Below are 21,526 nucleotides of genomic sequence, written 5' to 3' on the forward strand. Positions count from 1 at the left end.
ATTAGAAGAGATATGAATATATTGTTATTAGGCTCTGGTGGGCGTGAGCATGCGATCGCTTGGAAGATCGCTCAAAGCCCGAAAGTTGATAAGTTATTTATCGCTCCCGGTAATGCGGGAACTGCGTTGGTAGGAACGAACGTGGATATCAAAGCGGATGATTTTGCCGCTATCAAGGATTTTGTGTTGGCGAACCAAGTGAATATGGTCGTGGTAGGTCCCGAGGACCCATTGGTGAAGGGTGTTTATGATTATTTCAAGAAGGATGAGGCATTAAGCTCCATCCCCGTGATCGGCCCGAGTGGGGAAGGTGCCCAATTGGAAGGTAGCAAGGATTTCGCCAAGGCGTTCATGATGCGTCATAATATCCCGACTGCTCGTTATAAGAGTATTTCCGTTGAAAACTTAGAGGAAGGTTATGCGTTCTTGGAATCTCTTTCCGCTCCTTATGTATTGAAAGCGGATGGATTGGCTGCCGGTAAAGGGGTACTGATTATCGATAACTTGGAGGAAGCCAAGAAAGAGCTGGGAGATATGCTGGGCGGAATGTTTGGCGACGCGAGCAAGACGGTCGTGATCGAGGAGTTCTTGGATGGTATCGAATGCTCCGTATTCGTCTTGACGGATGGCAACGATTACAAGGTGCTTCCGGTAGCGAAAGATTATAAGCGTATCGGCGAGGGCAATACGGGCTTGAATACCGGTGGCATGGGAGCTGTTTCTCCGGTTCCTTTCGCTGATGAGGTCTTTATGGCGAAGGTGGACGAGCGTATTATCCGTCCTACCGTAGAGGGATTGAAAGCGGAGCATATCGATTATAAAGGTTTCATCTTCTTGGGTCTGATCAATGTGAAGAATGAGCCGATGGTTATAGAATACAATTGTCGTATGGGTGATCCGGAGACGGAGGTAGTCATGCTTCGTATCCAAAGCGATTTGGTTGATTTGCTGGAAGGGGTAGCGGAAGGTAATTTAGCGGGGCGTACATTGGTACAAGATCCTCGTGCGGCGGTTACGGTTATGTTGGTAAGCGGCGGTTATCCGGAGGCTTACGAGAAAAATAAGGTAATCACGGGATTGGATGGCGTATCCTCGAACAATATAGTGTTCCATGCCGGAACGAAGCTGGTAGACGGCCAGATCCTGACGAATGGCGGCCGTGTGATCGCGGTCAGTTCGTATGGGGCTACTAAGGAAGAGGCTTTGGCCCAATCTTTCGCCGGAGCTAAGCAGATCGATTTCGATAAGAAGTATTTCCGTCGGGATATCGGGTTTGATTTATAATTGCGTTTATCGAGAACGCCGGTCGGCATTTGCAGTGAACGTCAGTCGGCGTTTACGGTGAGTACCGGTCGGCGTTCACTACGAACGTCGCTCCGGTGCTTGCACTAACGCAGGTACCGTATTTTCACACTAAGATAAGATTATGGCAAGAGGAACAACTTCATATTACGGACGTAGATATACTATAGCGACACCTATGACCCATTTGTACATGCTTTGCGCTTGTATTTTTTGTTGGATCGTGGGGTATGTGGATTCGGTAGGCTATCCCGTGTATGGAGAGGTGACGGCTCCTCCTTTATGGAATGCCCTCTGTCTGATTCTTCCGGGTAAGTTGTTTACCTATTTGATCGGTTTTTTGCTGATGGCCGGTGGTGCGTTTCTGGTGCATCGGGTAAACTATGCGTTGATGTTGATTCGTGAGAAGACATTGCTTCCCTTTCTCTTCTATGCCTTGTTGACAAGTACAAACCCGGATTTCTTTCCCTTGAAATCAACATCTGTCGGGGTGTTTTGTTTGATATTGGCCCTTTATCAGTTATTTACCTCTTATCATGACCCGGACGCTACGGATAAGGCTTATAACGCATCCTTGATTATCAGTATCGGAAGTCTGTTGTGGATACACATCCTTTGGTTCTTGCCGCTGTTTTGGTTGGGAATGTATAATTTCAGGACATTGAATATCCGGACATTTGTCGCTTCCTTGTTCGGAATCTTGACGGTTTATTGGTTTGTTTTCGGATGGTGTGTCTGGGAATGGGATTTCACGGTATTTACCATACCTTTCACCTCCTTATTCAAGATCCGTTTCCTTGCGGTACTAGGGACGGGAATTATAGATTGGATACAGATTGTTTTAGTGGCGGGATTAACGATCATTGCTTCATTAAACATCGTTACACATGAGTATGAGGATAATTTGCGTACTCGTCAGTTTCTTTCTTTTCTGATTGTCATGGCCATTTGGTCGTTTGGATTGTTCTTTATCTATGAGCAGTCGTCCGAGGAATTTCTGGAAATGGCCTGTGTACCGGCGTCTATCCTGATCGCCCATTTTTTTACGGTGAACCGGGGGAAATATATCTTTTGGCTGTTCCATTTCTCGGTAGTTATGTTTATCGCATTATTAATGATACGTATATGGAATTTCTTATAGCCTACGGGTATATCGGGGTGTTTATCGCTTCTTTCTTAGCGGCTACGATCTTGCCGTTTAGCAGTGAGGCCGTATTGACGGGTGTATTATTGGCGGGTTCGGCTTATTGGCCTTGTATGATCGCCGCTACGCTTGGTAATTTCTTAGGTGGAATGAGCTGCTATTGGTTGGGGATGCAGGGAAAGGTAGAGTGGATCGAGAAATACCTCAAACTCGATCCGGTAAAACTACAGAAGGTGCAGGATTGGATCAAGGGAAAAGGCTCTTGGATGGGCTTCTTTGTTTTTCTTCCCGGTATCGGTGATTTTATCGCTGTCGCTCTAGGTTTCTTGCGGGCTAATATATGGGTCGTGGCGATCTCCATGTTCTTAGGAAAAGCGATCCGTTATTGGGTTTGGATGGAGTTTGTTTATAGGGTACAGTCTATGTTTTGATAACCCGAGAGCTGTACCTTGCACGAAATCATTTCAAGCGTAATTGTCCCCTTTTCCGTGAACTTGATAGCGTTATCGATAAAATTCGTGATAGAATTACAAGGATTTTTGTATATGAATTCTGCAAGCTTGGAAGTCTTTTTTGTCCGGAAGGAACTCATTCCAGCGTGTAAGTGTTTGCCGGGAGAAGACCGTCAATGAGAAAACCAGCATAGAGGTAAAGGCGATACTGGTCGTGATAGCGGAACCTACGACCCCGTAAGACGGGATGAGTAAAAAGCCGGAGATTAATAAGGCAATAAGCCCTACGCACGAGCTTGCCGTACTGTACCGGATCTTTCCGCTGCCGATGAAATAATGGCTGATGATGCTGTTGCAGCCTAACGCTACGATTCCGATCGATAATCCGCCTATCACTTTACGTATGCCTTTGAACTCGGCGCTGAAAAGATAATCCGTATATATCCATTCCGGTACCAATAGGATACATCCCATCACGAGGGCTAAAGCGCAAAAGGTCAATTTGAAAAGCTGTAAGGTAATACGTTTTTGTTCCGTTGCCTCTGAGGTCTTGGCCACGCTACTGTATTCGATGAAACTTACGCTGCGACTAATATTCCATACACTCTCGGAGATCTTGGTCCCAGCGTCTAGCAAGCCTACACTTCCCAACCCGGCGAAACGTTGTATTAGGAAATAATTGAGTCGGGTAGTACAGGTTTCCGCCAATCCGTCCGCGCCGGCCCACAGGCCGTAGGCAAACATTTCTTTTAATAGACCGTAGAGCGATTTGCCGGAAGACCGGGATGTCTCCTTTAAGAAATCAGGAACAAGCATCGATAGGCTGGCAATAAAGGCTATGCCGTTCGTGACATATAATCCCCAGACATACGACCGTACGTCCGGGCGCTTCAATATATAATAGAAATAGAGTAAGACGAAAAATAGCAGTCCTCCTTGCAATATAAACGTGAGATTAAACCCTTTGATATTGTCTTTACCCAACAAGAAGCGGGCATTGGCGTTTACCGTAGAGCTCAAGATCGCCAACAAGAAGATATCCAGCCGATAGCCGGTGGGTAAAAGCCCGGTAAGATACATGAAGCCGCAAGCTAGGGAAGAGCCGATAGGTGTCCACAGATATGCGGGAAGGAAAATTGTCCGCATGGAGTAACGATTCATGAAATAGACAATCGTATTCCCGCATAAAATCCCATTGACGATTACCGCTATATTTACCGAGGCCACGATCAACCCGATCATCCCCACGCCCTCGATTCCCAGCACCTTCGCATTAATGAAGATCAGCGCTAGGTTAAGGAAAGCTATCAGATAACGCGAGCCTATTGTCCCCAGTATCTTTTTTAACATAAGCTATAGTTGTAATCCATTCAGTAACCTTACATAGGTATCGATCGCTTCCCGGATCTCCGGTCCCTTGATGTATTCGTCTGCGGAATGGGAACGTGCCGAGTTTCCCGGCCCTATCTTTACGGAGGGGAAACGCATCAAGGCTTGGTCGCTAAGCGTAGGAGAGCCGAAAGGCTCTTTTCCCATTAAGATCGCCCGTCGCACAAAAGGATGATCCAGATCCGTGCGGGTGGAGCTAAGGCGGAAGCTGCGGGCCTTGATCTCGCAATGAACCTTTTCCTTGATTAGCTCGAATAACTGTTCGTTCGTATAAAATTCGTTGGTGCGGATATCTACCGTGAATTCGCATTTATCGGGAACGACATTGTGTTGTGTACCGGCATGGATGATGGTGACAGTCATTTTCACCGGTCCGAGGAAGTCGCTTTTCTCCGGGAATTGATAGGTGCTGAACCATTCTATATCCTTCATCGCTAAAGTGATGGCATTGATGCCCTCATTACGTGCGGCATGTCCGGCCTTTCCGATAGCGGTGCAATCCAGTACCATTAGCCCTTTCTCGGCTACGGCGGGTTGCATACCCGTAGGTTCACCTACGACAGCGAAGGAGATAGGAGGAAGCTCGGCCAATGCGCTTTCAATGCCATTCTTCCCGGATACCTCTTCCTCACAAGACGCAAGGAAGATTAGATTATAAGGTTGTTCTTTCTCGCTTAAGATACAGAAGGTTTCATAGAGGGAGACTACGCTCGCCCCGGCATCGTTACTGCCCAGTCCATATAATTGATCATCCTCGGTCTCTTCGGGAGTGAACGGGTCTTTGGTCCAACCGGAAGCGGGCTTGACGGTGTCTATATGGGAGTTGAGTAAAAGGGTCGGTTTACCGAAATCGAAATCCGGGGCGATGATCCACAGGTTGTTGCCTTTGCGGAACACCTTTTGTCCGGCCTTTTGCCATTCTGCTTGCAGGAAATCCGCTACGGCGGTCTCGTCCCGGCTGAAAGACGGACGGGAGATCATGCCTTTTAATAAATCAATCGCTTCGTAATATCTTTCCATATTATAATAAATTATTTACGGTGCATCTGTCTTTCTCCAGTTGGGCTTTCAATTCTTCTAAGGAATCGAATTTGATGTCTCCGCGTACGTATTGAACGAATGAGACACGAATGCTATCATTGTAGATATCTCCGGAGAAATCCAGAATATTGACCTCCATGGATATGTCCTTCCCATTATTGAGTGTCGGACGGTCACCGATATAAAGCATTCCCTTATATCGTTCGCCTTCCACCTCCACCCATACGGCATATACGCCAATACCCGGAATGACTTTAAAAGGTTCATCTACCCGTATATTCGCCGTGGGAAATCCTAGCGTGCGTCCCACTTTATAGCCGCTGACGATATGGCCCAGCAATTGATAGGGATAGGTCAGTAAATAAGCGGCTTCAGCTACATTTCCGGCTTGAAGTAATTTCCGGATTTCGGAAGAGCTGACGGCCGTATTTCCTTCGTCATAGGGAGATGCCTTCAGCACCTCGATACCACATTCGGTGCCATAAACGACATATTGCTCGAAGCCATCCGTCCGATCGTGCCCGAAACGATGGTCATATCCGATCAATAAGGTCTTTACATGCAGGCTCTTCGCTAAAATAGAGGTAATGAATTCCTTGGCCGAGAGCCGGGATAGCTCGATCGTAAAATCCAATACGATGCAATAATCTACTCCGGTAGTCTCTAATTGCTGTAACTTTTCCTCGAAAGAATTTAATAGCTTCGGTTGGTAATCCGCATGCAATACGGCCCGGGGATGTTCCGGGAAGGTGATTACGGCCGATGGCAGGTTACGTGCTTTGGCAATCTCTTTCATCTCGTCGATTAAGAAACGGTGTCCTAGATGCACACCATCGAAAAATCCGATCGTAGCCACCAGTTCCTTTCCTTTCAGTCTGTCAAAATCTCTTACAACAATCATTGCGCCTTATTCATTTCTATTCCAATCGAAAGACAAATGTACGGGATAATTTTTAATAATCATGTTCTTATATATGGATACTTTACGTGTATGTTTACTGCAACCCGCATTGCAGCAGAATTAGATACCGGTTGGTTTGGTTCGTTTTCGGGAAATATCTATATTTGCTAAGTATGAAAACGAAAACTCTACTCTGTATCATAATGATCCTGTCTTGGGGAATATTGGGATCCGGACTTGCGGCGGAAGATATTCTTTTCAACCGTCTGGGAGTACAGGACGGTCTGTCTTCCAATGAGATCACTTGTATCCTGAAAGACCGGAAGGGGTTTATGTGGTTGGGTACCACTTCTGGGGTAAACCGTTTTGATGGGTATGAGTTTAAGCATTATAAATACAAGGAAAGCGGGTTGCCTTTTAGGGAGGAGCATGTCTCCGAACTTCAAGAAACCGCTGATGGGCGTATTTGGATTACCTATAATACGAACCAACTTTGCGTATATGAGCCCGGTAATGACCGTTTTATTCCGGAGAAGGAAATATTAGATAGCTTACGTCTAGAGAATCCTCCCGCTAAGATATTCGTCGACAATGATAAACAACTCTATTTCGCTACCTATACGAATGAATTTTGTCGTTATGATCAAGCGAGGGGAAAGATTTATTCGTATCCACTAAATAAAGAGGATGGTCGGGTTTGTGATATGAGTGACGTGGGCGATCGTCTATATGTAGTCCATACCTCGGGAGTGGTAGAGGGGATCGATAAGGCATCCGGAGAATCTGTCTATCGGGATGAGTATCTGACTCAATATGCGAATGCCCAGTTATTCTATGTGTTCGCCGATAGTGACGGGGATCTGTGGTTTTTCTTAAATCCCGGATATAGTAGAGGTCTCTTTCGCCTAAATCCCAAAAGCAAGGAGTGGAAACATTATACGACCGAAACCTCGGTCGCTTTATCCTCTATAATGGTGCGTGACGTGGCGGAGGATATGAACGGTAATATCTGGATCGCTACCGATCATGGCGGTATCAATATCTTGGATAAACGTCTGAACCGGATGCGTTATATACGAAATAACCCGTTTAACCAAACGAGTTTGAGCCAGAATAGCGTGATCTGCTTGTATCGGGATGATACGGGGATTATGTGGGCCGGCACTTATAAAAACGGCATCAACTATTATCATGAGAGCATTTTTAAATTCCAGACTATCCGGTACCCTTTGGAGTTGATGCGGGATATCTTTAATAATGACTTTAATTGTATCGTAGAAGATAAAGAAGGGGATCTGTGGATCGGTACTAGCGGAAACGGCCTATTACGTTACGATCGGGAAACCGGGGAGTATGTCCGCTACCGGGCGGGACGGGAAAGCGAGAACGCTATCTCCGGCGATGTCGTGATTAGTATGGCGAAAGATTTGGATGGCAAGTTATGGCTGGGTACTTATATGGAGGGGTTGACCGGTTTTGACGGGAAACGTTTCAAGCATTATCGGGATATCCCGGGCAGTAAGGACGGCTTATCCAATAATAGCGTGTATAGTTTGTATGTCGATGCCAAGAATCGTTTGTGGATCGGTACGTTGGAAGGCGGCCTGGATTGCTTGGATCAATCTACCGGGAAATGGACGTATTATCGCATGGGGGATAAGGAGAATGCGATTAACTCGGATATCGTATATAGCCTTTCCGGGGATGAGAAGGGGAATATTGTCGTTGGAACTTCTTTAGGAGTGAACTGGATCAACCCGGAGACGGGGGCTGTTACTTCTTTTAACGGCACGAAGGATGGACGTTCCGTGTTTGAGGATCAAATCATCAATGTCGTATTTTGTGATAGCCGCCAATGGGTATGGATCGGGAGTAATCATGGGCTACATATATATGATAGGTTGAATGATAAGATGTATCGGTTGAACCATTCTTCCGGATTACCGGATAACAGCATCATGTCTATCTTGGAGGATAAATATCATACGGTTTGGGTGGGGACGAAGAACGGCTTATTGAATATCGTTCCGAATCGGGATACGGATAATAATTATACGTTCGATTGGAATAGCTATGATGAGAATGAGGGCGTTCAAGGACGTGTGTTTAATGTGAATAGCGCTTGTGGGCTGGAAACGGGTGAGTTGGCGTTTGGTGGGACAAACGGTCTTACCTTCGTTGATCCTGCCCGGATACGTTATAATAGCTATGCTCCACCGGCGGTGATAACCGGACTTATGGTGAATAATGTCCCGATAACGGCGAGAGAGGCGTATGACGGGCATGTGATTTTGGATAAAGATATCACCTGTACCAAGCAATTGAAACTGAATTATACGGAACGTAATTTCTCCTTTACCATCTCTTCTTGTTGTTATTTCCTTCCTTTGAAGAATAAATATGCTTTTAAGATGGAGGGCTTCGACTCGGAATGGACTACCGTAAGCGCCTTGGAACGTCGTATTACCTATACGAACTTGAACCCGGGAACTTACACTTTCAAGGTAAAGGCGATGAATAACGACCGGATTTGGAGCAAGGAGATCACGAGCTTGCAGATCACGATCCTGCCTCCGTTCTGGGCTACCGGATGGGCAATAGCGTTGTATATCATAGCTGGTATATTATTGGCGTATGGCGTGATACGTTTTATTTTCCGTATCCAGCAAAAGAAGTTGGAGGAGGAGCAAGAACGGGCTACTGTGCGTCAGCAGCATGAGGTGGACGAGATGAAGCTTCGTTTCTTTACGAACGTAAGCCATGAGTTCCGTACGCCGCTAACATTGATCATGACTCCTTTGGAGAAGTTGATGAAAACGGAGAAAGACATGGAATCCCAGCAAATATTGAAGTTGATCTATCGGAACGCCGACCGGTTGCTTAAATTGGTGAACCAGTTATTGGATTTCCGCAAGATCGATATGCAAGGGGATAGCTTGGTCTTGTCTACCGGCGATATTGTCCCGTTTGTGCGTGACGTGGCTTATTCCTTCAAGGAGCTTTCGGAGCAAAAGCGGATTCATTTCTCTTTTTCCTCGGTCTTCACGTCTCTCCCGATGAAGTTTGACACGGATAAGGTCTTCAAGATCGTCTCTAATCTACTGAGTAACGCTTTTAAGTTTACGCCGGAGGGAGGTACTATCTCGGTGACGCTTAGATTGCGGTTGGAGAAGGAGGGAGAGAACAAACTGGTTATCGAGGTGTCGGATAGCGGTATCGGTATTCCTGCGGATAAACAAGGAGCTATCTTCGATCGCTTTTATCAGGTGGCTTCCCCGGATAAGGGAAATCCCGTGGTAGGTACGGGTATCGGCCTGCACCTATGCCGGGAATTCGTGCGGATGCATCATGGGACGATAACCGTGAAAAGCGAGCCGGGAGCGGGTAGTACGTTTACGGTTACGCTGCCGGTGATCCCCTTGGACAACCAAGATATTATCTCGGCTCCGGAAGGAATTGCCGAAGGGGATATCTTGCCTCCGGTTGAGGAGCATCCGGAGATCGCTGATAAGGATGCGTCTCCGGCGGAAAGACCTACGTTGCTGGTCGTAGATGATAACACGGATTTCCGGGAATTTATGAAGTTAAGCTTGAGTGGCGTTTATTCGGTACTCACGGCGGCGGATGGAGAAGATGCGTGGAAACTCATTCCGGAGGAGCTGCCGGATATGGTGATCAGCGACGTGATGATGCCTATCACCGACGGTATTACTTTATGCCGCCGGATCAAGGGAGACATTCGGACTTCCCACGTCCCGGTGATCCTGTTGACGGCTAAGTCCGCAAAAGATAGCCAACTGGTCGGTCTGGAAGCCGGTGCGGATGATTATATCAGCAAGCCATTCAATATGGAGATGCTTCTCTTGAAGGTGCGGCATTTGATCGAGATGAAGAAGAAGATGCAAAAGGCCTTTATGCAGTCCTCTACCATGGGCATCGCCTTGACGGAGGTACAAGCTAGCTCCATGGATGAGGAGTTGATGCGTAAGGCCATCGGCTATATCGAGGAGCAGATCGCCAATCCGGAGTTGTCCGTAGAACGGTTGAGCCGGGAGATGGGCATGAGTCGTGTGAACTTCTACAAGAAATGCCTTTCCATCACGGGTAAGACTCCGGTGGAGTTGATCCGTACGGTGCGCTTGAAGCGTGCGGCGCAGTTATTGGAGAAGAGCCAGATGCGGGTCAACGAGGTCGCGCTGGAGTGCGGTTTCAATGATGTGAAGCTATTCCGGAAGTATTTTAAGGATGAGTTCGGAAGGCTTCCCTCTGACTATCATAAATAAACTTTTTCTAAATAAATGCCACGTAATTAGGGGATATAACAAAATATCCCCTTAAAATAAACATTCTTCCCCTACCTTTTTACGGTTCTCCCCGTAACCCAAAACATTTATGGCTTCCTGTCCGCCGCGAACCCTTTAATTTTGCCAACGAATGAAGAACCATTTTTCTTGTATGGAAAAACCTGTTCGGACTCATTGCTGATCGGAAATAATTAAAGAATCTATAGAATATGAAACAACACATCGCGGTATTCACGTTAGGGCTTTCCCTGCTGACTTCCTGCATGACTGATTCCGCTTACCGGAAGGTCGAGAATGGCTTGGTCGCCGATATCCGTTCCGGACAGGCGAAGGCTGTTAAATTGGAAGTAATCTCTGATGATATTATCCGGGTAATCGCCTCTCCGGATGGTAAGTTTTCCAACCAAGTGAACTTGATCAAGGACACGAAATCGTTGCCCGCCCCATCGTTTCAGATAACGACCTCGGGGGATACGATCATCGTAAGTACGCAAACCACACAGGCCCGTCTTTCACGGGAGACCGGAGAGGTTCGCTTTACCGACGCCAACGGACACACGATCCTTCGTGAGAAGACAAACGGAGGCAAGGAATTTACGCCGATCGAGGTGGAAGGAACCAAAGGCTATACCTTACGTCAGGTATTTGAGAGTGAGGACGAGGAAGGGCTTTACGGCCTAGGACAGCATCAGAGCGATGAGTTCAACTACAAAGGCAAGAACGAGGAGCTTTTCCAATATAACACGAAGGTGAGCGTGCCGTTTATCGTTTCCTCAAAAGGGTATGGTGTACTTTGGCATAACTATTCCTTGAGCCGTTTCGGCGACAAGCGTCCATACGCCGATTTGGGCGATGTCTTTGGCCTATACGGAAAAGACGGGAGGGCAGGGGCGTTGACCGCTACCTACTATACGGATAAGGCGAAGAATTCCGTTTTAATCCAGCGGGATGAAGATAAGGTAGATTATGAGAATCTGAAAACCATCAAGAACCTGCCGGCAGACTTCCCGAAGCCGAGCGCTTCCGCTACTTGGGAGGGCGAGATCGAGGCGAAAGAGACGGGTACTTATCATTTCAAACTACATTACGCCGGTTATACCAAGGTATTTGTGAATAACGAGGAGATCATCCCGGAACGTTGGCGTGCGGCATGGAACCCGAATGATTACAAGGCTACGGCCGATCTGGAAAAGGGCAAACGCTATCCGATCCGTATCGAATGGTTGCCGGATGGCGATGTCTCTTATATCGGCTTGAAGGTATTATCTCCGCTACCGGAGGAGGAGCGGGAGCGGTTGGCTTTCTGGTCGGAAATGGGGGATGATATCGATTACTACTTCATCAACGGAGAGTCTTCCATGGATAAGGTGATCAGCGGTTACCGCACGGTTACGGGCAAGAGCCAGATCATGCCGAAATGGGCGATGGGATTCTGGTTGAGCCGTGAGCGTTATAAGACGCAAGAGGAGCTATTGACCGCCTTGAACGAATACCGCCGGCGGCAGGTTCCCTTGGATGTGATCGTACAGGACTGGAGCTATTGGCCGGTAGATGCGTGGGGCAGCCATGAGTTTGATAAGGAACGCTTCCCGGACCCGAAAGGCATGATTCGGGAAATCCACGATAAGGATGCCCGTATCATGATCTCCGTATGGCCGAAGTTTTATTATACGACAGAGCATTATAAAGAGTTGGACGCGCTGGGTGCCATGTATCAGCAGGCGATTAAGGATAGTATCCGCGACTGGATTTATCCGGGTTATATCGGTTCTTTCTATGATGCGTACAACCCGGAAGCCCGCAAGCTTTTCTGGGAACAGATGAACGAGCATCTGTATTCCTTGGGCATTGACGCTTGGTGGATGGACGCTTCCGAGCCGAACGTACAGGATAATACGGATATCGAGTATCGCAAGGCGCTTTGCGGACCGACTTATCTGGGCCCGTCCACGAAATACTTCAACGCGTATGCCTTGGAGAACGCCGAGGCGATCTACGACGGACAACGTAGCGTAAACCCGGATGACCGTGTATTCTTGTTGACCCGTTCCGGTTTCGCCGGCCAGCAACGTTACTCTACCGCTACATGGAGTGGCGATATCGGTACTCGCTGGGAGGATATGAAAGCGCAGATCAGCGCCGGCTTGAACTTCGCCATGTCCGGTATCCCTTACTGGACGATGGATATCGGTGGCTTCAGCGTGGAGAACCGTTATATGGCCGCAAAGGAAGGTAGCGAGGATTTGAGGGAATGGAGGGAGTTGAACAACCGTTGGTATCAGTTCGGGGCTTTCTGTCCGTTGTTCCGTAGCCACGGGCAATATCCTTGCCGCGAGATCTATAATATCGCTCCGGAAGGATCGCCTACGTACCAATCGATGAAGTATTATACCGAGTTGCGCTATCAATTGATGCCGTATATCTATAGCTTGGCCTCCAAGACGCATTTTGAGGATTATACGATCATGCGTGCCTTGGTGATGGATTATTCGGACGATGAGAAGACTTACGATATAGACGACCAGTTTATGTTTGGCCCGGCCTTCATGGCATGCCCGGTGTATGAGTATAAGGCTCGCGACCGTGAGGTGTACTTCCCGGCCGGCATTTGGTACGATTTTTACAACGGCAAGCCTGTGCAAGGCGGAACGACAATGGACGTGGATGCTCCTTACGAGCGTATGCCTTTGTTCGTGAGAGCCGGTTCTATCGTACCGACCGGAAAGGTAATCCAGTCTACGAAAGAGGAGCAGAAAGACTTAACCGTCTCTGTTTACGCCGGTGCCGACGGCTCCTTCACCTTATATGAGGATAATGGCGTGACCTACGATTACGAGAAAGGAAATTACGCTACCATCCCGTTTGTTTATGATGATGCGAGGCGAACGCTCACGATCGGCGCGCGGGAGGGCGATTATCCGGGCATGATCCGCGAGCGTCAGATCACGGTACGTCTCATCACGCCGGAGAACCCCGCTGGCAAGGACGTGACAATATCTTACCAAGGTAAACCTCTAGTTGTAGAGACAGGGCACGCCCCGTCTCTACAACTGGGTAATATCAATTAAACTATATAATCACTAATGATATCACTGATGAATCGGCCATTCGCGTGGCTTCTGGGCCTATTGCTCACCGCCTGTTCCCCCACCGGGGAGCAGGTGCGTGAACGTAGCTCATGGAATGACGATTGGAAATTTGCCTTGTCGGATAGCGTTCAGGATTATTCATCCCCGGACAGCGATGATTCCACTTGGCGTATCTTATCTTTACCGCATGATTGGAGTATCGAGGGGGATTTCTCCCTCGATAACCCGTCTACCCCGGGCGGCGGCGCGCTACCGGGCGGGATTGGCTGGTATCGAAAGACATTTACCCTTCCGGAGACGGATCGGGGTAAGGTTGTTTATGTTGATTTCGACGGGGTTTACCGGAATAGCGAGGTTTGGATCAATGGTCATTCGCTGGGATTCCGCCCGAATGGTTATGTATCGTTTCGTTATGACTTGACGCCTTATTTGAGGTATGGAAGCCAACCGAACGTAATTGTAGTGAAGGCGGATAATAGCGAGCAGCCGAACTCCCGCTGGTATTCCGGCTCCGGTATCTACCGTAACGTATGGCTGGTGAAGGTGAATCCGGTACATGTGGACAACTGGGGCACTTTCGTGCATGATATGAAGATCTCACCGGAGGAGGCTACCTTCTCCTTGGAGGCGAGAATAAGGAATAGCTCGGAGGCGGATAGGGAGGCCGAAGTCTCTACCTCTATTTACGATGACCGTAACAGAGTTGTTACGGCACCCGTAACAACTCTGTTACGGGTACCGTATACGCCCTGTTACGACACCCGTATGCGGGAGGCATCTGTCGATCATCAGTTCTCGATCTCAAATCCCAAGCTTTGGAGCCCCGATTCTCCCTCGCTCTACACGGCCGTCACGGAAGTGAAAGTGGCTGGTAAGGTGGTAGATCGTTACGAGACGGTATTCGGATTGCGTACGTTCCGTTGGGATTCCGCTACCGGCTTTTATTTGAATGATAAGCCTTTGAAGATAAAAGGGGTTTGCCTGCATCATGATTTAGGCTGTCTGGGTGCCGCCGTGAATACACGGGCTATCGAGCGCCAGCTACAGATCATGAAGGAGATGGGTGTGAACGCGATCCGTACCAGCCATAACGCCCCGGCACCCGAGTTGCTGGATCTTTGCGATCGTATGGGCCTTCTGGTACAGGATGAGTCTTTCGATATGTGGGAACGCCGTAAGTCCCCATACGATTACGCCCGGTATTTCGCGGAGTGGCATGAGCGGGATTTGACGGACGAGATCTTGCGTGACCGGAATCACGCCTCTGTTTTCATGTGGAGTATAGGCAATGAGGTACTTGAGCAATGGAGTCATGCCGACGCTACCGAGCTGGATCTGCAAGCGGCGAACCTGATCTTGAATGCGGGCCATGCCATTGATCCCGCTTTGCTGAAGGATACGACCCTTAGTCGTCAATCCTTGATCACCCGTCATCTGGCGGCTATCGTGAAACGGCTGGATACTTCCCGGGTCGTTACCGCCGGCTGTAACGAGGTAAACCCTGCGAATCATCTGTTCCGCTCGGATGCCTTGGACGTGCTGGGCTTCAACTACCATGAGCAATATCTTGAACCGTTTCTCCGGAATTTCCCCGGAAGGAAACTGATCGTGAGCGAATCTACCTCGGCCTTGATGACCCGTGGCTATTATGAGATGCCGTCCGATCATATTTATATCCGTCCGGAATCGTGGGACAAGCCTTTCGAGGCTCCCGAGCATGTTTGCTCCTCTTATGATAATTGCCATGTACCTTGGGGCTCTACGCACGAGAAGACTTGGCATCTGGTGAAGACGCTTCCGCATGTATCCGGCCTGTTCGTCTGGACGGGTTTCGATTACTTGGGAGAGCCTACCCCCTATTGGTGGCCCAGCCGGAGCAGCTTCTTCGGTATCGTGGATCTGGCGGGTTTCCCGAAGGATGTATATTATATGTATAAAAGCGAGTGGACGGATGAACCCGTATTGCACATTTTCCCGCATTGGAACTGGAAGGAAGGCGAACGGGTGGATATCTGGGCCTATTATAACAATGCCGATGAGGTGGAACTATACCTAAACGGAAAGAGCCTAGGCGTACGACAAAAAACGGACAGTACCTATCATGTCTCTTGGCGTGTGCCTTTTACGCCCGGAACCTTGAGAGCCGTCTCCCGCTTAGGGGGTAAGGAGGTCTTGGTGAAAGAGATCCATACGGCAGGAGAGCCGGCCCGTTTGGTCTTGACCCCGGATCGTAGCGTCATCCAAGCGGATGGCTCGGACCTATCGTTTGTAACCGTAGATGTATGCGATATCGATGGTAACCGGGTTCCCGACGCTACCCCGTTGATCCGTTTCTCCGTGGAGGGCCCGGGTGAGATCGCCGGAACGGATAACGGAGATCCGAACGATCCGAACAGCCTCCGTAAACCGAAACGGCAAGCCTACTACGGAAAAGCCTTGGTCGTGATCCGGAACAAGGGCGGACAAGGCGACATCCACTTAAAAGCCATAGCCGAGGGCTTACCCGAGGCGACGGTAACGATTCAAGCGCAATAATAAACCTATAAATAAAGAGGAAATGAAAAAGATAATAGGCGTGATCGCTTGCGGGCTATTCTTGAACGCGGCTGCCGCGAGCTCGCAGGTCACGGATAAAGAGAAGGTACAAATGGAGAAACGTATCGAGAAACTGATTAAGAAGATGACCTTGGAGGAAAAGGTCGGGTTGTTGCATGGTAACTCAAAATTCTATGTTGCCGGAGTAGAGCGTCTGGGGATTCCCGAGTGGAGCTTGAGCGACGGGCCTCACGGGGTACGTGCGGAGATCAATCGCCACGATTGGGCGTATGCGGGTTGGACAAATGATTCCGCCTCTTATTTCCCGACCGGCACGGCTTTCGCCGCCGCTTGGAACCCGGAGTTGGCTTATCGCCGGGGCGAGGTGCTGGGCGAGGAGGCTCGCTGGCGTAAGAAGGATGTGTTGCTGGGCCCGGGCGTGAATATCATTCGCTCCCCGCTTTGTGGCCGTAACTTCGAGTATATGAGCGAGGACCCTTATATGAACTCCGTATTGGCGGTCGCTTATATCAAAGGCTTGCAGAGCCGTGACGTGGCTTGTAGCGTAAAGCATTTCGCCGTGAATAACCAAGAGACAAACCGTACGACGGTCGATGTAGAATGTAGCGAGCGTGCCTTGCGTGAGATTTATTTACCCGCTTTCAAGGCGGCCGTACAGGAGGGAGGCGCCTTGACGGTAATGGCCGCTTATAATAAATTCCGTGGGGAGTTCTGCGCGGAGAATAACTACTTGGTTCGCAAGATCCTTCGGAATGAATGGGGATTCGATGGCGTATATGTAACTGATTGGGGAGCCGCTCATAGCACGGTTCCTTCTATGGAGGCCGGCTTGGATCTGGAGATGGGCACGCTGATTGATAAATATGAGGATTGGTATTATGCCAACCCCTTGATCGAGGCTGTTAAGTCCGGTAAGGTTCCTATGAGCTTGGTGGACGAGAAGGTGGGCGATGTCTTACGTGTGATGATCAAGACGAATGTCTTGGACCCGAAAAAGCGTTTCGGCCCGGGCTCCATGAATACGAAAGAGCATCAGCAAGCCACTTACGACGCGGCTGCCGAAGCCATTGTCTTATTGAAGAACCAGAATAATCTTCTCCCGTTGGATTTCTCCTCGATCAAGAGTCTGGCGGTAATTGGCGATAACGCTACCCGCAAACATTCCAATGGTGGCTTGAGTTCCGAGATCAAGGCGGTTTACGAGGTAACTCCATTAGGGGCGCTTCGTGCGAAATGGGGCGATAAGGTGGATATCCGTTTTGCCCAAGGCTATGAGAAGTTATCTACTTTCGTGGAGGGAAGCAATAATGGGCAAAGCTCTGGTACTTTCTCTTCCAAGACACAGGAAAGCGACGCGTTATTGAAAGAGGCGGTAGAGGTTGCCCGCACGAGTGACGTGGCCCTTTTGGTTTGTGGTTTGAACCATGATTATGATACCGAGTCGTTCGACCGTCTGAATATGGATATCCCATACGGGCAGGTTGAGTTGATTCAAGAGGTGGTAAAGGCGAATCCTCGTACGATCGTGGTCATGATCGCCGGATCGCCGCTGAATATGGCCGCCGTGGATATTTGTTCCCCGGCTATCGTTTGGGCTTGGTTCAACGGCATGGAAGGAGGAAATGCCTTGGTGGACGTATTATCCGGTAAGGTGAATCCGAGCGGGAAGATGCCGTTCACCACTCCCGTGAGCTTGGATCAATCTCCGGCGCATGCGTTGGGCAACTTCCCCGGCAGGGATTTGAAAGTGAATTATGAGGAAGATATCTTGGTAGGTTACCGCTGGTTCGATACGAAGGGGCTTCCGGTCGTTTATCCGTTCGGTTACGGCTTATCCTATACGACATTCGACTATTCCAACCTGAATACGGATAAAGAGACGTACGATCAAGCGGATACGATCCAAGCGACTTTCACCCTAACCAATACCGGAGACCGTGAAGGAGCTGAGGTGGCCCAATTGTATGTAAGCGATCCGGTTTGCTCCGTGATGCGTCCGGTCAAGGAGTTAAAGGGCTTCAAGAAGGTATTCCTTAAACCCGGCGAGAGTCGGCGAATCACGTTGGACATCCCCGTATCCTCTTTAGCTTTCTATAGTGAGGCACAAAGCCAATTCGTCGTAGAACCCGGCGAGTTCATCCTCCAACTAGGAGCCTCCGCCTCAGATATCAAGCAGAAGATCAGCGTGGAGGTGAAATAACTACCCAGTTGTAGAGACGGGGTACGCCCCGTCTCTACAACTAGATATTGAAAAATAACCGCTAGGACATTTTTCGTTACATTTCCTTGAACAAGAGAGCATCTATAGAGTTATATCCATATAATAACAATATAATTAAAGATGTGCTATGAACTCTCTACAAAATCCATTGAACGCTAACTATCCGCAAGATGTTACCCAAAAACCGGGTGAGAATGCGGTTTTCATTGTCTATGCTCTAAAAGATCTCCCCGACACGATTGATAAGGTGAAGGACGTGTGCGCTAATTTCTCCGCTTTGATACGTAGTATGCGCAATCGCTATCCTGATATGCAATTCAGTTGTACGATAGGATTCGGGGCGGATGCTTGGAAACGCTTCTTCCCGGAGCAAGGGAACCCCAAAGAATTGCAACCGTTTGAAGAGATCAAAGGAGTTAAGCTTACGGCTGTTTCTACCCCCGGGGATTTACTGTTCCACATCCGCTGTAAGCAGATGGGACTGTGCTTTGAGTTCGCCTCCATTATAGACCAGAAACTGCGAGGTGTCGTGGAATCGATCGATGAGACCCACGGTTTTCGGTATAGAGACGGTAAGGCGATTATCGGTTTCGTGGACGGTACGGAGAACCCTGCCGTGGATGAAGACCCCTATCGTTTCGCGGTAATAGGCGATGAGGACCCCGAGTTTATGGGCGGAAGTTATGTGTTTGTGCAAAAATACATTCATGATATGGTGGCATGGAATGCGCTTCCAGTGGAAGAGCAAGAGAAAGTCATCGGTCGCCGTAAATTCAACGATGTCGAGCTATCAGATGAGGAAAAACCGAAGAACGCCCATAACGCCGTGACGAACATCGGAGACGATCTGAAAATAGTCCGTGCTAACATGCCATTCGCCCATACCTCCAAAGGTGAATACGGTACCTATTTTATCGCCTATGCCAGCACGTTCAGCACCACCCGACGAATGCTGGAGAATATGTTCGTCGGTGATCCCGTAGGCAATACGGATCGTCTGCTGGACTTCAGCACGCCGATAACGGGAACTCTTTTCTTCGTTCCGTCGTATGAGTTGCTTGATAAGTTAGGGGAATAATTATTTATCCATCCTTAACTGTCTAGTTAACAGACTTCCGCAGTGCCAATCATTTCCCATATCGTGGCACGGCAGTGCCATTGGCGTGGCATAGCTGTGCCTTCCTTATGGCAATGGTGTGCCACTAGGATGGCACAGTCGTGCCATTATGATGTGCTTATCTTTTAATGAAAGGCTTGTTGACTGATAAGGTTGGAGTTATGGATAACAGAAGTAAACCGCCTATTATCAATACTTCAAATATCCATAGCGGTTATATAGTGTTGGGAGTGTAGATGCGTGTTGTATGTCGTTTGCGGATTTCACCCCGGATTTATGAAGTTAACTTACTTGGTCATTTAAGTTAGCTTACTTTGTCGTTGAAGCTAACTTACTTTGAAATGTTAGTTAACTGGTAACTTTCTACCTAAAAAAGCCATTTGGCAATGTACCTAATCTTTTTTGCACTATAAAAGTGTTTTGTAAGGTCATTCCATAAACTTTAGGGTAGTAGTCTTCGTACTGTTTGATGGATTGCCATCTTGATTTTTTCCTTAATAATCAATTATAATTAAAGAATATATCATATATTTGCCTAGCTAGTAATTAAGGCAGAAAAGCAAAAGGTAAAAGCATAGGTTTTTATCTACTTATTCTTTCTTTGTTGGTAGTAAAACAATGATAAAATAGAAAACGTATGGATTATTATAGACTAAAATATTTTTAAATACGTATATTTGCGACAATAAAAGGCTTTTAAGTTAGAAGCCTTGTGTTGCGTGCGATATTTGTGCGAGTTGACAGAATCCGCTAAATTTTTCAACTTTAGAGAAGCGCAAAGAAGGCCCCGCAACCCTTTACCGAATATACGTGTTATCTATGCTGTTAAAGTATGGATAAGATTATTGTATATAGATAAAGGGGGGCGTGCGGCTGACTTTACTCTAATGTGGGTTTTTAGCGGAACCTTTGTCAACGTAATGTTCAGCCAATCGCCCTTTCTTTATTTTATAATGAAAGGCCAGCTCTTCAATATAACGCCAAATAACGCCCTTTTTAAAGATAAATAGTATAAGTTTTACTTTAATCAAATAGTTATGCCTGAGTTTATTACTATTGAAGAAGCCGCTCGTATCACCGGCTTTCCATCTGAAGAAATCCAGCAATGGGCGATATCTAAAAAAATAACATCTTACGTCGTGAAGCAAGGTGTTCGCCTAGTCGATCTGACCAATTTACGTGAATTTATTTCCCATATCGAGCGTATGGGAATACAAAAGCTATACCTGCAACTTATCATCCAAGACAAGGAAGAAGAGATAAACGAGATCATCTCCCAATTCGATGATTACCTTTTCTGCCTGCGATCCCTTAAAAACATCTCTCCCCTACTTAAACTCATTATCGCCGAACTATCAACATTCATACACGACAAGAAAGACCGACTTATCTTTATGGAAATAACTTCCGGAGCCAAGATAGAAGACGTAGCCAAACGTTGTGGTATATCCTACGACGGAATCTGTCGCCGATATAAGGTCATATCGCTCCGCTTGCAAGAAAACATGGGCTTCCTGACCGAATACAAGAAAACAATCACGAACCAAGACCTTGAGATAGAACGTCTGTGGATAGAGAACAGGAACATGGAATACGAATTGAGAAGATTATATAAAAAGGCGCTCCAAAACGGTCTATGTATCGAATCTCCCCGATCACTTACCCCCGTTCCCTTAAATGCCGCGAAACGGATATGCCAACCCATTACCCGTCTCACCTTAGCGCCCTATATCCGTAAATGCCTTACAACCTTGAAAATAGAAACCATAGAAGATATTCTACGTTACGCCCTCAAAAACGGACTCGACTCTTTATTAGACCTTCCCGGCTTTGGCGCTCTTGGTTTGGCCCAACTGAAATTCCAACTCGAAAAGCATAAGATAATCGATAAAACCGGACATTCCGACCTTTATCAATATATCATTTGCGAAGCGGATAATTAGTGAGGACATTCTTTGTCCTCAAGTAGAATTTAACTAGATTTCAAGGATACTCATACTGTATTTACAT

At 47.8% G+C, this 21,526-nt stretch carries 12 protein-coding genes; 9 read left to right on the forward strand and 3 right to left on the reverse strand.

Annotation, left to right across the window (positions count from 1 at the left end):
- Positions 1 to 12: 12 nt before the first annotated feature.
- The 3 genes from purD (at position 13) to BDI_RS15465 (ending at position 2,877) form a co-directional block, all read left to right on the forward strand.
- A complete protein-coding gene (gene purD / locus BDI_RS15455) occupies positions 13 to 1,284 on the forward strand; it encodes a phosphoribosylamine--glycine ligase (protein ID WP_011967141.1) in 1,272 nt (423 codons plus the stop codon).
- A gap of 142 nt (positions 1,285 to 1,426) precedes the next feature.
- A complete protein-coding gene (locus BDI_RS15460) occupies positions 1,427 to 2,443 on the forward strand; it encodes a hypothetical protein (protein ID WP_011967142.1) in 1,017 nt (338 codons plus the stop codon).
- The gene (locus tag BDI_RS15465; RefSeq protein ID WP_011967143.1) at positions 2,428 to 2,877 is read left to right on the forward strand and encodes a YqaA family protein; all 450 of its coding nucleotides are present in this window, start codon (positions 2,428 to 2,430) and stop codon (positions 2,875 to 2,877) included. Before BDI_RS15460 ends, BDI_RS15465 begins: the two co-directional genes overlap by 16 nt.
- 96 nt (positions 2,878 to 2,973) lie before the next feature.
- Here the strand turns inward: BDI_RS15465 and BDI_RS15470 are convergent, their stop codons facing one another.
- From BDI_RS15470 to ribF, 3 genes are read right to left on the reverse strand one after another with little or no spacing between them, the layout of a single operon-like run.
- Positions 2,974 to 4,248: a lipopolysaccharide biosynthesis protein gene (locus BDI_RS15470; protein WP_005860218.1), complete on the reverse strand. Its 1,275-nt coding sequence runs from the start codon at positions 4,246 to 4,248 to the stop codon at positions 2,974 to 2,976.
- A gap of 3 nt (positions 4,249 to 4,251) precedes the next feature.
- Positions 4,252 to 5,307: a M20 family metallo-hydrolase gene (locus tag BDI_RS15475; protein WP_011967144.1), complete on the reverse strand. Its 1,056-nt coding sequence runs from the start codon at positions 5,305 to 5,307 to the stop codon at positions 4,252 to 4,254.
- Position 5,308: 1 nt separating this feature from the next.
- Positions 5,309 to 6,229, reverse strand: a complete 921-nt coding sequence (gene ribF, locus BDI_RS15480; RefSeq protein WP_005860214.1) for a riboflavin biosynthesis protein RibF — start codon at positions 6,227 to 6,229, stop codon at positions 5,309 to 5,311.
- Between the two features lie 203 nt (positions 6,230 to 6,432).
- Here ribF and BDI_RS15485 point away from each other — a divergent pair, with 203 nt between their 5' ends.
- The 6 genes from BDI_RS15485 to BDI_RS15515 all read left to right on the forward strand — a co-directional run bounded on the left by BDI_RS15485 (position 6,433) and on the right by BDI_RS15515 (position 21,459).
- Complete coding sequence (locus BDI_RS15485) at positions 6,433 to 10,512, forward strand: hybrid sensor histidine kinase/response regulator transcription factor (protein WP_041525603.1); 4,080 nt, start codon at positions 6,433 to 6,435, stop codon at positions 10,510 to 10,512.
- A 230-nt stretch (positions 10,513 to 10,742) separates the two neighbouring features.
- Entirely contained in the window at positions 10,743 to 13,601 is a 2,859-nt protein-coding gene (locus BDI_RS15490; protein ID WP_011967146.1) for a TIM-barrel domain-containing protein, read from the forward strand.
- A 27-nt stretch (positions 13,602 to 13,628) separates the two neighbouring features.
- On the forward strand, positions 13,629 to 16,157 hold the full coding sequence (locus BDI_RS15495) for a sugar-binding domain-containing protein (protein ID WP_009275419.1): 2,529 nt from the start codon (positions 13,629 to 13,631) through the stop codon (positions 16,155 to 16,157).
- 22 nt (positions 16,158 to 16,179) lie between these two features.
- Complete coding sequence (locus tag BDI_RS15500) at positions 16,180 to 18,378, forward strand: glycoside hydrolase family 3 C-terminal domain-containing protein (protein WP_011967147.1); 2,199 nt, start codon at positions 16,180 to 16,182, stop codon at positions 18,376 to 18,378.
- A 148-nt stretch (positions 18,379 to 18,526) separates the two neighbouring features.
- The gene (locus tag BDI_RS15505; protein WP_005860205.1) at positions 18,527 to 19,477 is read left to right on the forward strand and encodes a Dyp-type peroxidase; all 951 of its coding nucleotides are present in this window, start codon (positions 18,527 to 18,529) and stop codon (positions 19,475 to 19,477) included.
- A gap of 1,076 nt (positions 19,478 to 20,553) precedes the next feature.
- A complete protein-coding gene (locus BDI_RS15515; protein WP_011967149.1) occupies positions 20,554 to 21,459 on the forward strand; it encodes a transcriptional regulator in 906 nt (301 codons plus the stop codon).
- The last annotated feature ends 67 nt before the right edge of the window (positions 21,460 to 21,526 follow it).

This window comes from Parabacteroides distasonis ATCC 8503, assembly GCF_000012845.1.
GTDB lineage: Bacteria > Bacteroidota > Bacteroidia > Bacteroidales > Tannerellaceae > Parabacteroides > Parabacteroides distasonis.